This is a genomic window from Dyella sp. AD56, assembly GCF_002878475.1.
GTDB lineage: Bacteria > Pseudomonadota > Gammaproteobacteria > Xanthomonadales > Rhodanobacteraceae > Dyella.
Map to the genome: position 1 here is coordinate 1 of NZ_NRDP01000046.1, position 13,216 is coordinate 13,216.

The 13,216-nt window shown below is 61.9% G+C and carries 11 protein-coding genes and 1 pseudogene; all 12 read right to left on the reverse strand.

All coding sequences use genetic code 11. The features are described 5' to 3' along the window. Positions 1–233, reverse strand: a pseudogene (locus DyAD56_RS23320) (type II secretion system protein GspM); the annotation flags it as partial. Then, positions 230–1,384, reverse strand: coding sequence for a PilN domain-containing protein (locus tag DyAD56_RS23325; RefSeq protein WP_102305226.1), 1,155 nt, complete (start codon positions 1,382–1,384; stop codon positions 230–232). The pseudogene DyAD56_RS23320 and the gene DyAD56_RS23325, both read right to left, overlap by 4 nt. After that, on the reverse strand, positions 1,381–2,280 hold the full coding sequence (locus tag DyAD56_RS23330) for a type II secretion system protein GspK (RefSeq protein ID WP_102305227.1): 900 nt from the start codon (positions 2,278–2,280) through the stop codon (positions 1,381–1,383). The genes DyAD56_RS23325 and DyAD56_RS23330 overlap by 4 nt, the downstream gene beginning before the upstream one ends. A gap of 79 nt (positions 2,281–2,359) precedes the next feature. After that, positions 2,360–3,025 (reverse strand): prepilin-type N-terminal cleavage/methylation domain-containing protein, encoded by a 666-nt coding sequence (locus DyAD56_RS23335; protein ID WP_158241438.1) that lies wholly within the window; start codon positions 3,023–3,025, stop codon positions 2,360–2,362. Continuing rightward, a complete protein-coding gene (locus DyAD56_RS23340) occupies positions 3,022–3,429 on the reverse strand; it encodes a prepilin-type N-terminal cleavage/methylation domain-containing protein (RefSeq protein WP_102305229.1) in 408 nt (135 codons plus the stop codon). Before DyAD56_RS23340 ends, DyAD56_RS23335 begins: the two co-directional genes overlap by 4 nt. Further along, entirely contained in the window at positions 3,426–3,845 is a 420-nt protein-coding gene (locus tag DyAD56_RS23345; protein ID WP_233202825.1) for a GspH/FimT family pseudopilin, read from the reverse strand. The genes DyAD56_RS23340 and DyAD56_RS23345 overlap by 4 nt, the downstream gene beginning before the upstream one ends. A gap of 76 nt (positions 3,846–3,921) precedes the next feature. Beyond that, the gene (gene gspG, locus DyAD56_RS23350; protein ID WP_102305231.1) at positions 3,922–4,347 is read right to left on the reverse strand and encodes a type II secretion system major pseudopilin GspG; all 426 of its coding nucleotides are present in this window, start codon (positions 4,345–4,347) and stop codon (positions 3,922–3,924) included. Positions 4,348–4,388: 41 nt separating this feature from the next. Beyond that, on the reverse strand, positions 4,389–5,606 hold the full coding sequence (gene gspF / locus DyAD56_RS23355; RefSeq protein WP_102305232.1) for a type II secretion system inner membrane protein GspF: 1,218 nt from the start codon (positions 5,604–5,606) through the stop codon (positions 4,389–4,391). Positions 5,607–5,636: 30 nt separating this feature from the next. Then, the gene (gspE, locus tag DyAD56_RS23360) at positions 5,637–7,364 is read right to left on the reverse strand and encodes a type II secretion system ATPase GspE (RefSeq protein WP_102305233.1); all 1,728 of its coding nucleotides are present in this window, start codon (positions 7,362–7,364) and stop codon (positions 5,637–5,639) included. Between the two features lie 132 nt (positions 7,365–7,496). Beyond that, a complete protein-coding gene (locus tag DyAD56_RS23365; RefSeq protein ID WP_158241439.1) occupies positions 7,497–8,735 on the reverse strand; it encodes a substrate-binding domain-containing protein in 1,239 nt (412 codons plus the stop codon). 257 nt (positions 8,736–8,992) lie between these two features. Then, positions 8,993–9,403, reverse strand: a complete 411-nt coding sequence (locus tag DyAD56_RS23370) for a hypothetical protein (RefSeq protein ID WP_146010616.1) — start codon at positions 9,401–9,403, stop codon at positions 8,993–8,995. Between the two features lie 225 nt (positions 9,404–9,628). Beyond that, positions 9,629–13,159, reverse strand: a complete 3,531-nt coding sequence (locus DyAD56_RS23375) for a filamentous haemagglutinin family protein (protein ID WP_102305236.1) — start codon at positions 13,157–13,159, stop codon at positions 9,629–9,631. Between the last annotated feature and the right edge of the window lie 57 nt (positions 13,160–13,216).

Here is a 13,216-nt window from a genome sequence, read left to right on the forward strand (position 1 = left end):
GCTTGCCCTGCGCCCATCGCGGCGATGCGCTGTTGCAGTTGCGGTTTCTCGGCGATGGCGGAGGCGTAACGCGCGTGGGTGTCGCGCAGGTCGTCCATCTCGGCGTGGATGGATTGCAGCGGCGCCACGAACCACCAGTGCAGCAGGGCGAAATAGGCGATCACCAGCACGACGAGCAACAGCAGGATCGCCGCGATGCGGCTGTCGCGCGGCTTGAGCGCGGCCAGCTTCATGGCGCGCTACCGGCCGCCGCAGGCGCGGCCTTCGGTTTGGCGTCGTTGGGCTTGCGCAGCTGCGCCACCATGTAGAAGCGTTCCTTGCTAGTCACAGCGTCCTTCTGTATCGATCCCTGAAAGGCGGGCTCTGCAAGCCACGCCGCTCCCTTCAATGCCTCCAGCAACAACGCCGCCTGCGTGCCCTGCCCCTGCATACCGACCTGCCCAGCAGGGTCGATGTTCAATCGTTCCAGCCATGCATTCTGCGGAAGCCGCATCGACAATTCTTGCAGAATCGACAGCGTGCTGACACGACTCTTTTTGCGCTCAGCTAGGAATCCTGTCGCTCCCGCATGGTCCTGCAACTTCTGTCGCAAAACAGAGACCGCCTTGGCCTCCAACTGCATGCGCGCCACTTCGTCCTGCATAACGCGCAACGCAAGCTCGCGATTGTGCACCCATTGAAGCATGGAGAACGTGCATAGCAACACGGCACTCGCGAGAAGGATCAGGTTGAGCCTAGCCCGCCGATTCGTTCGCCGCGGCACGTCGACAGCGGGAAGCAGATTCAACCCCTTGCGTCCATCGCCTTCGCGGACATCGACCGCATCCAGCACAATGCCGAGTTCGCGAAACCTTGCCAACAACGGATCAAGCAACGAACGGGGAACGACAATCAACTCCGTCGACAGCTGCCCATGATTCACCGCGAAAGCAGGTACTTCGATCTCGTACACGACATCGGCCACGCAGAACGGTGTTTGTCGATCGATCTCGTAGGAAGCGACCTGCCTCAAGGTGTTTCGCGCGGCCAAAGGAAACGTGACGCGACGGCGTAAGACCCACGCATCTGGCACCAGCAATACGAAACACGCCGAATCAGGCGACAGGCCCTCGAGCGCCTTCCCGATCACATCCCGTTGCTGCGCCTCGGCCTCGGTATCACTCCAGCACGCCACGGGCGTTGTGGCGTGCGGTGAGCACCACTGCCACTGATCACCTACTGATGCGATCACATGCCATTCGATATCACCCGAGAACCATCGCCTCAAGAACAGCGGAAGCATCTGCGCAAGCTCGTCCAGCCACCAGCGACACAGGCGCGCACCGTGCGACGCATGCCATCGCCGTACGATCGAGGCACGCCACGCTTGCGTGTTGGCACTCATTCCGCGGCATCCTCCTGCCAGCGCAAGATGGAGGCGCTCCCGCGCCCACGCACATGGTCGATGCGAACCGTGGCACTGACGCGCGACACCGTGCCATCCTTCCCCGTTGCCGAGGCAACAATCGTTCTCACGTTACTGCCGCGTGTGTTGCCCATGGGCATGCCGTTAGGCAGCATCGGCAACGGCATCTTCGCGCTTATCGCGTCTCGCGTGGAGGCGAAGCGCTTGGCCGTTGCCATGTCCATACCCGGCAACGCCGCAAGAGCCAATGGCGGTGCAAAAGCTGGTGCAGGCGTTGCTCGCCGTGACCATACCGTGAGAACGGGAGCAATCTTGCGATACAGGGCCGGCGTCATGCCAAGGACGGTCTGCAGCTCGTCAGGCGCGTTGAATTCGCTATAACGAGGACCTCCTGCCTGCCCGGCCTGTGTGTAACGCTGCACGCCCTCTGCGCGATTGAACGCCCCCGCCGCATCGCGTGACTCACGCACATTGTCCGCGAGCGCAGTTGCATCCGCCGCATCCATGCCCGCCGCGACGAATAGATTCCGAAGCACCTGGGGATCGACCGTGTTGATATCGACTTTGCCAAGCTCATCGACGATGCGTATATCCACGCGTTGCCCGTCGATGCTCAGGCCATACGGACGTCCGTCACCTATCCATCGACCGCCATCTTTGGCCGTTATCTCGGCCATGGCTCGCATCACGCCGGCTTCAGCGATATAGCGCAGCTGCGCCCGAGTCGACAGATAACGTGTCTGTTTTGCCTCGGTGCGAGCTAACGTGGCGAAGCCGCCGAGCAGGATCGCCAGCAGCGTGCAGGCCCATAGCACCACCAGCAAGGCAATGCCCTGCTCTCGATGTACTGAACGGCCTCTCCGATCGGCGGGCATCCATGTCCTCCCGTGGACACCTGACTTAGCGTGTCGTGAAGCTCCAAGCATTGCAGCGCAAGACGACATTTTTGTGCCATCAGTATTGCGTTGCGTTCGGTAACAACCTAGCCAATGCGCGCGTATTTATCGCGTTCGCGCTCTGGCGTATCGGCGTCTGCACGAGCAGCCAGGTTTCACCATCCGCTCCACGCTCCAGTTCCACGCTAACCAATTCGGGCAGCCGTCCCGCGACATGCCACTCATTGCTCCATGCACCGGGGCCTTGTTCGCTTTGACGACCGTAGTAACGAAAGCGGCCGCGTGTGATGCCCTCCGCCAACGGTTCCGGCGCGAAGCCGATGCCATGCGAGGCACCCGTCGGGCTCATGCCATCACTGCTTAGCTCGAGCCGAAGCCCTCGTTGGCCATCGCGCACCAGCGCCAAGGTCTGCAATTGCGGGCCCTGGTGATCGAGATAGCCGGGAAGCGGACCAACAAACCGGATGCGTTGCTCGTCGCCCTCGAACACGATGGGCACGCCCTTGCCGTCGACCTTCCAGGGAATGGCACGAGCCTGGAGAAGATCATTACGGAGGAAGCGTTGCACCGAACGCACTTCATCCAGATTCTCCATGGAACCCGTGCCAGCGCTGACCATATGCGTAGCCGTCCGTATGCCGGACAACACCCCCACCAGCAGAATGCTGAGCAAGGCGAGCGCGCTGAGCACCTCCAACAAGCTGAAGCCTCGCGCGCGCTTCACTTCGTACTCCCTGCCGAAGCCACACTCTCGTCGACGGCTCGCAGCGTGGTGTAGTGAATCACTTGAGGGCGTCGTGGCGAACCCCATCGCACGTCCAGGTCGACGCGATACAAGGTGAGTGGGCTGCCCTGCGGCGGGTCGTCGTCCTGCCAGGGTGTGATGCGCAGATGCCAGCGATAATCCTTGCTGAAATCGCCGTCGCTCTCACCTGCTACCAAGCGATCGGTCACGCCCAAGGCATCCAGCTTCGCTTGTGCCCACATATCAGCTTTACTGATCTGTCCTGAGCGATCCGCCAAATGCAAAGAAGCGCCCGCCACCTGCAACAATGCCGCAAACGCCACAGCCAACAGAAGGATAGCCGCGATCACCTCCAACAAACTAAACCCACGCGCGCGCCTCATCGCTTCGCACTCACATCCGCCACACTCACCGCCCCGGTCAGCCACGACACATTCACCCGCCACTGCCGCCGCTCGCGCTGCAAGGTGATGTGCCCGCCGGTGGAGCTGCCGTCCGGGAAGAAACGGATACGGCCCGTGTAGCTATTGACCTGATCTTCCTTCGCACTGGTGATGCCGATGCGCATGCCCGTCGGCAGGCGCACCGCCGGGCCGTTGTCGGCCCGATAGGTGTTGTCGCGCGTGTCGACGTCCAAGGTGTGCTCGTTGCCGTGCACGATCGCCTGCGTGCGCACGCCACGCAGCGCCGCGGCCAGTTCGCCGCTCGCCGCGCTCACGCGCGCACTGGCCAGGCCCTGCGTGACCGACACCGCCACGGCCGCCGCCGCGATGCCGATCAGCAAGATCACCGCCAGCATTTCCAGCAAGGTGAAGCCGCGCGCCGCACGTGGAGTACGGTCGATCCTTGCGCGTGGCGGCTTCGCCGGCATCGTCTTACTGCCAGTTGCCAACGTCGGCGTTGTAGCCGTCGCCGCCGGGCTTGCCGTCCTGGCCGTAGAAGATCAGGTCGAAGTTGCCGTGGTCGCCGGGGTATTTGTAGCCAAACTCATGGCCCCAGGGATCGTGCAACTCGGACTCTTTGGCGTACGGGCCTTGCCAGTTGCGCGCGTTGGCCGGCTTCGCCATCAGATCCTGCAGCTGTTGCGGCGGGGTGCCGTTGTCGAGCGCGTAGTTCTCGATCTTCTGGCTGAGCGTAGTGAGCTGCGCCTTGCCGGCGCCGTACTTGCCCTTGTCGACGTTCTTGCCGACCTGGGTCACCACCACCGCGCCGATGATGCCGATCAACACGATTACCGCCAGCATTTCCAGCAGGGTGAAGCCGCGTGCCGCGTGGTGACGGCCAAAAGTCTTTTGTCGCATGGGGTACCTCGTCGTCGTTCGATGGGGGCTCTACAAGGGAACTACTGAATGTGGCTGGTGAGGTCGAGCATGGGCAGCAGGATCGCGGCCATGATGATCGCCACCAGCACCGTCATCACGATGGTGAGCGCGGGCACCAGCGCCGCCAGCAGGCGGTCGATGGCGCGGCGGCTTTCCAGCTCGAAGGTGTCGGCCACCTTGAGCAGCATGGTGTCGAGCTGGCCGGCTTCTTCGCCCACCTGCACCATCTGCAAGGCCAGCCGCGGGAAGCGCTGGGATTGGGCCAGCGCGAAGGACAGGCCGGCGCCTTCCTTCACTTGCTCGGAGGCCTGCGCCAATGCTTGGTCCAGCGCTTTGTTGGCGGTGACCTGACGCGCGATGCTGAGCGAGGTGAGCAAGGGCACGCCGTTCTTGAGCAAGGTGCCGAGCGTGCGCGCGATGCGTGCGGTCTGCACTTTGAGCAGCAGCGGGCCGACCAGACGCATGGTCAGCAGGCGGCCGTGCCAGGCCAACAAGGCGGCCGGGTCGCGCAGGCGCGCACGAGCGATAGCGACGCCCATCACGATCAGCAAGGCGATGGCCCACCACCAGGTCTGCAAGGTGCCGCCGACCGCCAGCACGATCTGAGTGATCAGCGGGATCGGCACCTGCATGTCTTCGAAGATCGGCACGAACTGTGGCACCACGTAAGCCAGCAGCAGCAACAGCGAGCCGAGTACGCCGACCATCAGGAAGGCGGGATAGATCAGCGCGTTGATGATGCTGCCGCGCAGTTGCTGGGAGCGCTCCAGGTAATCGGCGAGGCGACGCAGGGTGTCTTCCAGCGAACCGCCGGCTTCGCCGGCGCGCACCAGGCTGATGTAGAGCTTGGGAAAGACGTTGTGCTCGTCGTCCAGTGCTTGCGACAAGGGCGTGCCGCCGCGCACGCGGTCGCGCACGCGCTCGATCAGTTGTTTGGCGCTGGCGCCTTCGGGCAGGTCCATCAGGATGCCCAGCGCGCGATCCAGCGGCTGGCCGGCACCGAGCAAGGTCGCCAATTGGTGGGTGAACTGGGCGAGCTGGTCGCCGGTGAACGGACCGCGCTTGAACCAGCCGGCGATGCCGCTGCCAGCGGCATCGCTGTCGGCAGCGCGCGCGTCCAATGGCGTGTGGCCCTGGTCCTGCAGGCGGCTGACCACTTCCTCGACGCTGGCCGCTTCCATCTGGCCTTGCAAGACGTCGCCGGTGGCGCTGACAGCGCGGTAGCGGAATTGGCTCATGGCCGCACCTGCGCCACGCGCATCCGCGCATCAACTTTCTTGCGTGACACGCAACACCTCCTCCAGGGTGGTGACGCCCGCGACCGCCTTGGCGATGCCATCCTCGTACATGGTGCGCATGCCTTCGCTGCGCGCGACGCGCTCGATCTCGCCGGCATCGGCGCGCTGCATCACCATGCGGCGCAGCGGATCGCTCATCACCAGGAATTCCATGATGGCGCGACGACCGCGGTAGCCGCTGGGGTTGGCCGCGCTGCTGCCGGGTTTCCACAGGCGGATCGGGCGCTCGTCGGTGTATTTGTGCAGCTCGAACTGCTCGATCACTTCGGGCAGGGCGTCATACGGGGTCGCCGTCTCCGGATCGAGCCGGCGCACCAGGCGCTGCGCCAGGATGCCGTTGACGGTGGAGCCCAACAGATAATCTTCCACGCCCATGTCGAGCAGGCGGGTGATGCCGCCGGCGGCGCTGTTGGTGTGCAAGGTGGACAGCACCAAGTGACCGGTGAGCGCCGACTGGATGGCGATGCGGCAGGTTTCCAGGTCGCGCATTTCGCCGATCATGATCACGTCCGGATCCTGGCGCACGATGGAGCGCAGGGCGCCGGCAAAATCCAGCCCGATCTGCGGTTTGACCTGGATCTGGTTGATCCCTTCGATCTGGTATTCGACCGGGTCTTCGACGGTGATGATTTTGACGTCGGGCGTGTTGATCTGGGACAGCGCGGTGTACAGCGTGGTGGTCTTGCCCGAACCGGTGGGGCCGGTGACCAACAGGATGCCGTGGGGACGGTCCAGTACGTCGACGAAGCGTTGCTGGAAGTTATCGGTGAAACCCAAGGAGGCGAAGTCGAACACCACCGACTCGCGGTCGAGGATACGCATCACCACCGATTCGCCGAAGCTGGTCGGCACGGTGGACACGCGCAGGTCCAGCTCCTTGCCTTGCACACGCAACTGGATGCGGCCGTCCTGCGGCAGGCGGCGTTCGGCGATGTTGAGCTTGGCCATGATCTTGACGCGCGAGATCACTGCGGCGGTGGAGCTGGAGGGCGGCGCTTCGACTTCGTGCAGTACGCCGTCGATGCGGTAGCGCACTTTGAGGCGGTTTTCGAACGGCTCGATGTGCACGTCGGAGGCGCGCTGTTCGACGGCGCGCTGCAAGATGAGATTGACCAGGCGGATCACCGGCGCTTCGGAGGCGAGGTCGCGCAGGTGCTCGACGTCGTCTTCTACCGCGGCGCTGCCGTCGAGGTTTTCCACGATGGTGCCCATGGCGGAACGGCCGGAGCCGTAGTAGCGCTCGATCAGGCCCTCGATTTCCGAGCGCAAACCGATGCGCAACGCGACCGGGCGACCGGCGGCCAGTTGCATCGCTTGCAGTGGGTAGGGATCGGCGGGGTCCGACACGACCAGCGCCACGCCGTCCTCACCCACGCGCACCGGCACCACGTGCTGTTGCTTCAGGAAGCGCACGGAGACGTCGAGCTCGGCCGGTGGCATGTCTGGGGCATCGCGGGCCGCCAACAGCGGCGTATCCAGCAACTCCGACCACGCCTCGGCCAGGTCCCGCTCGGACACCAGGCCCAGCCGCGCCATCAAGCCCGTCAGCGTGCCGTCGGGGGATTCTTCATGCAGGCGGCGAGCGCGTGCAAGGTCTGTATCTTTCAGCCGGCCCTTGGCCAGCAATTGTCGAAATAGCTGCGTCTCGTCGGTAGAGGCAGAATCGTTACGATGAAGAGCTACAACCTGCGAGGACATGAGCGTTCCCGAACGCAGTAATTCATCACAGGCTGCCACGCCAGGATGACAGATTGTCTTTCACGCAAAAGAACGTGGGAGAGGGCCCCCGCCCTCCCCCACGTTCCACGGCAAAACAACAACAGCAGTGGATCAGGCGCCCACGCAGCCCTGCACCTGGGTCTGTGTGAAGCTCGTGCTCAGGAACGACAGGCCGGTGGCCTTGCCGATCGTCTTCACCGAACCGGTGATCGTGGAGTTATACGGCGCCCACATCAGGTTCTGCACGGCGGTCTTGTCCGAACCATTGTTGGCGCTGTTGGCCAACAGGTAGGACACGGCCACGATCGGGTAGCCGCTGGACGGGTTGGCGTAGGCCGAAGGGTCGACGAGCGCGATACACTGCGTGCTCGGAGCACCCGAGATGGCCGCCATGGTCGGACGACCAGTGGTGGCGTTAGCGCCGCTGATCACATAGTTGTAGTTGACGCTGCTGCTGCTGATCGGCAACGCCGCATTGCCGAAGTCATTGATGGGATCGAGATTGTTCACCGTGGCGTAGAGGAGACCATCATTCGCCGCATTGGCGGCTTCGACGTAAGCGATCGTGCCGTCATTGTTTGCCACGTAATTGGCAACGTTCGGGTTACCACTCTGGCCCACCCAGTTGCTGGGCAGCGTCGACTGATACTTGGCGACCACGTTGGTGAATGCCTGATCGGTCACGAAGTGCGAAGCAGCCGTGCCGCCGCAGACGGCGGACAAATGGTTGCTGAAGCCGAAGGTGGTGCCACTACCATCCGAACGGAAGACCACATTGATCGGACCCGAAGCGCTCGAGATCTGGCTCCAATCGGTGACCTGACCGGAGAAGATCTGGCACACCTGCGCGTCGGTCAGGTTCAGCGTGTCAACGCCGGACTTGTCAAAGGCAATGGCGACCGCACCGGCGACCGCCGGGAATTCCACCGGGAAGCTGGACGAACGGTTGGTGACGTAGTTGCTGTAATCGCTGGCGCTCAGCGGCGAATCCGCACCGGCGAAGTTCGGCTGGGTCAGATCGCTACGACCCACCGCAGCGGCACCAAAGCCGGTCGGCGTGGCGGAGCCATCCGGGCAGGCGTTCTGAACGCTGGTGCCGCTCACGCCGGCGAGGATGTTCTTACCGGCACCACTGCCCGTCTGGCAGTAGGAGGTCTGCGGGTTGCCGGCCTGGGCGGAGTACACATACAGGAACGAGCCGGTAACCGGCGTGATCTGACGGTGGGTGACGTCGCCACCGTAACCGAGCGCCGGCAGGGTGGCACCGCCACCAACCAGCGTGGTACCGGCATGGGCGGCCGAAGCAATGGCGGTGAAGCCGAGAACCAGCGCACCCGCGAGCGTCTTCATGCGGGTATTTCCATTGGACCCGAAAATCATGACTTACCCCTTGGCAGAAATACCTCCGGAATGGAGGCCTAATCCTTTTTACGTTTGTGCAGTGACATAACCATTAAAATTAAAAGTAATTGCAAATGACGATGACATGACTTGCAAGAGCACTTTTAATTTAGACAAATTAGCCATGAAACATAGCGCGTCACCAACGTGATGAAGGCATGAATTTTTTATTCGAATAAAAATCACAACGAAAATCACATTTCGCTCTAATCAATAAATTCGCGAATCATGGTGGCGACCTCCATGTCGAGCCCCGGCCGCTTGGCGAGATCGATGAGGTCCAAGCGACTCATTTCGCGCACAACGCTACGCACAGCGCTGCGCCGCCCCTCCTGGCACCATACGTTGAATACGGGGATCAGCGAGATGAGCACATCCGCAGAGGGGTCATCTGGCACGAGATCTATTTTCCGCCTAAGGCGATTGCGGACCACGTAACTGGAGCGGGCATGCCATGCAATGACGGGATATTCAAGCAATTGCCTTGAAAATACCCTATTGCATTGATTAATCAACCTCTCAGCGGCCTTTTCCTGGTGCGCATCAATCAGATGCCTCAATACCATTGAAAATGCAGCCAAACGCCCACCATCCCCGGTATTGCAGGGTGCATCCATGGCTATCATCGGTCGGTGTGGATAAGCCTATAAAACGCCCATTATCTAAATCCATCAATGGACACGCAGAACCTGATCCGATGACACGTCATGCATCGGAATGATCACCCTCCGGCCTCCCATGCCCGAGCAACCAGATGTCACCGCATGGAAGTGGCCCGACTCGCGTGCTGCCGGTTGATTGTCGGCCACACGCCTGCTTCGAGCTCATGTCCATGTTTTCCCTCACTCTGCGAGCCGAGCGCGCTCCTCCGGCGTCAATTGGTTTCGCGCGCGCGCACTGAGTTGGCCGGCACCAAGTACCTGTACAGGGCTGTTGGGGTCGTAGCGACGGTGGCGATCCTTGTCGTCGATACTGCCCGTACCATCACCGAAACCCAGCACCTGCACCGAAATGACTGAAGGCATCTTGTTGCGGGCGTCATCCTGCTGCTGTCTGTTGGCGTCATCCACGGCCTTGGTCACTGCATTGGCCGCAGCGCTCGCCGCATTGAGCGCCCCCACGTTGACCGATGCCGCCACCGGCACGCCGATCTTTTCGCCCTGAACCTGGATGTTGTCCGCGTTGGCGATCTGAGCAGCCGCCACGATAAGGTTGCCCGACACACGAATGCCGGCGTCGCCCGCGTCCACGGTGCCGCGTGGTGCGATCAGGTAGACATTGCCTGTCGGTGCACCCGGAACCGTCTGCAACGTGGCGATACCTGCACCGCTTACCTGACCGCGCGCATCGATGCGACACCACGCATCGATGCTGCAAAGATAGGTCGGCGGCGGAATCTCCGCCGTGGTTTTAGCGCCCTGGCCTGCATTGATGTCGCCATTGGAACTCCACATCACCAGGTTGCCGCCCTGCTCGGTAAAGATGCGGCTCTGCGCCAGCAATACGCTGCGATCAGTGAACATGTTGATGTCACCCTTCTCCAGCGACAGCACACCCATGCTGTTGGGGCCGGCAACCACCTTGCCGTTCTGGGTGATCACCGGCGGAGCGGAAGCGCTGCCCAGCAAGGCCTGGCCGCCCGGGCCGAGGATAGTGATATTGCCGCCCTGTTGGGTCTGGATGGTGGAGCTGCGGATATCGAGGTCGCCCGTATCCACGGTCTTGGCCGCACCATTGATACCGCCCTGCCCTGTTCCATTCGCCGTGTAGCCATAGGATGCGGGGAACAACGTATCGATGGCCTGGTAACCGCGCGCGTATTTTCCATAGTACGGGCTCGCGGTGTTGTTATAGTCCGCACCCACCTGGGCGAGGATCTTGAACACCGACTCGGCAACGAACTGTTGCTGTACATAGTCAGGTTGCTGGCCGAACAGCTGACGCGCCTGTTCCGGCGTCAAGGTCACCGAGACCTTGTCTTGCGCAAAACCGGTGTCCACCACCTGGCCTGCCATACGGCGTTCCATAAAGGCGACCAGGTCCGGCATCAAATTTACGCCATCTGCGGTGGCATCCACGTAGCTGGCGATAAAGTTGGCAACCGCCACGCCCGGGGCCACGCCAAACAATACGTCGACATCCGCGCTCGCGTGAGGCAGGTAGGGGTTGATCTGGTTGCCTACGCTGTCGATGCCCGTATAGCTGTCATCGCCTGTTTTCGCCACCGACGAATTGGTGGCGATATCGATCTGGCTGGTGAGCGGGCCGATATTGCGCCCCGCCTGCACCAGGAAACTGCCGGGACCACCCAGCAATAGCGCGGCAGCAAGCTCATATGCCCCAGGGTCTTTCGTTGTCACGCCCCCGCCGGAGCCGAAGGTAGCGCTGATCGGCGTATCGTAGATATCGCGTCCCGCGGCAATACGGGTGACATCCCCGTCGTGCGCCTGTTGGCCCACGAAGGAAAGATCGACGATATCCCTGCCTGCATAGACCAGCGCTGGCTTGTTGGGCAGCAACTTCAGCGAGCGATACTGGAAGCCATTGCTCGCAGGAATGCCATTGACGATGTCGCCCTGCAACGCATAGATCCGCACCGGCTGGGTATCGTCCGCATGCAACGGCGCGGCGGAGTGCAGCAACATGGGTGTCGGTCCAGTGAGATAACCGTATCGCCATAGGGCGCCAAAATTGGAGGTTCCTGCCGATCCGTACGGCTGCAGCGACGACGGAAGCAGATCCGCGGGCGCATCGATCAGTCCGAAGTTATACGCGGCAATACCGCTGTATTGCATGGTGTAAACCTGCTGGCTGAGATCAATGTTGTTAGCCGCCAGCAGGTTCAGGCCACCAGTCGCCGAGGGATACAAGGCACCCGCGCCACGGACGTCCACATTGCCGGACAGCGCCTGCAGGTTCATGGTTGCCGGCAGGATCGATCCTGGATCAATCCCGAAATTGCTGCTGTTCTGTACAGCGCTGTAGCTGAACAACGTGGCCGGAACGCTAAGGCTATCCAGCACAACATTGCCTTGACTGGCGCTCACCCGAACGGAGGAATCCGCGCTGTAGCTCTGCGAATCAAATTGCCCGGCTGGCGTCAGGCTGCCGAAATGGCTAGTAGCGTTGTTGAGAGAGCCAAGCAGATACGATGGATTGTAAATGCCACCGATATCGACGCCTAGACGCGCCTGCACATTGAACTGCGCATCCTGCAACGCAAACAGCGTCGAGACATTACTGGTGAGACCTCCGTAACTGCCATTTGCGGAGGGCACCGTGTAACTGACATTGCTGCCGACGAGACCACCGGCCTGAATGTCGGCCACGCCCCTGGCCACAAAGTAATCGCCGCTGAGGATATTGCCGCCGGCATTAACGTCGAGGTTGCCACCACCCACCGTATCGACACTGGTTTTATCCGCGTTGGCGTACCAAGTCGTCGGCAGTGATACGGACAGCTGGCTGACATCGCCACCAGCCGTCACCGAGACGTTGCCGCCCAGGCTCATCACGCCCTGACCGAAATTGGCGAAGTTGATCGAGGATGCCGAACCGTCTGCCGCATTCGCAGTCTGCATCCAGGGCCACCAGTACTGCGAAATATCCGCGCCGGCGGTCCCCTTGGTCACGTTACCCGTGGCATCGACCGGATCTTGAATTCCGTGGATGTTGCCTTTGGCCGCCAGGCTCAAGTCACCTCCTGCCACGGGATTCACCTGCCCGGTGCTCAGCATGTACGGAATCATGCTGTCGGCTGGGTCGATCCAGTTGGGGCGAATCACTGAGACACTCGTATTGACGCTCGTCCCGTCCGCCGGAACGCCAGCGGTATAGACGACAGCCGGCGAACTGGCGTCCAGCCAGTCGATGTCGCCGCCCGAAGCGATATCGATCGAACCGCTGCCGGTTCGCACCGTGGTCGGGAACAACAGTGTCTTGCCGTTGTAGATACTGCTCGACGGCGCCTTCAGTGTATCGGCCACCGCAAAGTGGCCGTCGAACGACACATTGCCTGCATTGGCAACCGTTGCCAACGGATCGACAGCGCCCAGTTGCGCACCGGCAACCAAACGATAGGAAGTGCTCGAGCCGCCAAGCAGGGTCGCGGAGGCCAACGACGCCGGACTGCCCAGCGACGGCATGTTCGATGGACTGTTGTTGGCCGCGCTTGCGGGCACATCCACCTTGGTCGGTGGCGGGTTGGAGCCACCGGAGCCCGCAGCATTGGCAGCCGGGGCGAAGGGTGCATAGAAGAGCTGCCGTCCGAAACTCTGATTGCCTACGCTGAGATAGACATAAGTCCAGTAATCCAGGTGGCCTGAGATGTAAGTGGCGTAATCGCTGGTGTAGTTGGCGTAATTGGTATCCACCGGAAGCAGCAGCGGGGATGGCGTTGAGCTTCGCTTTGAAACAGGCGCATAAGCAAA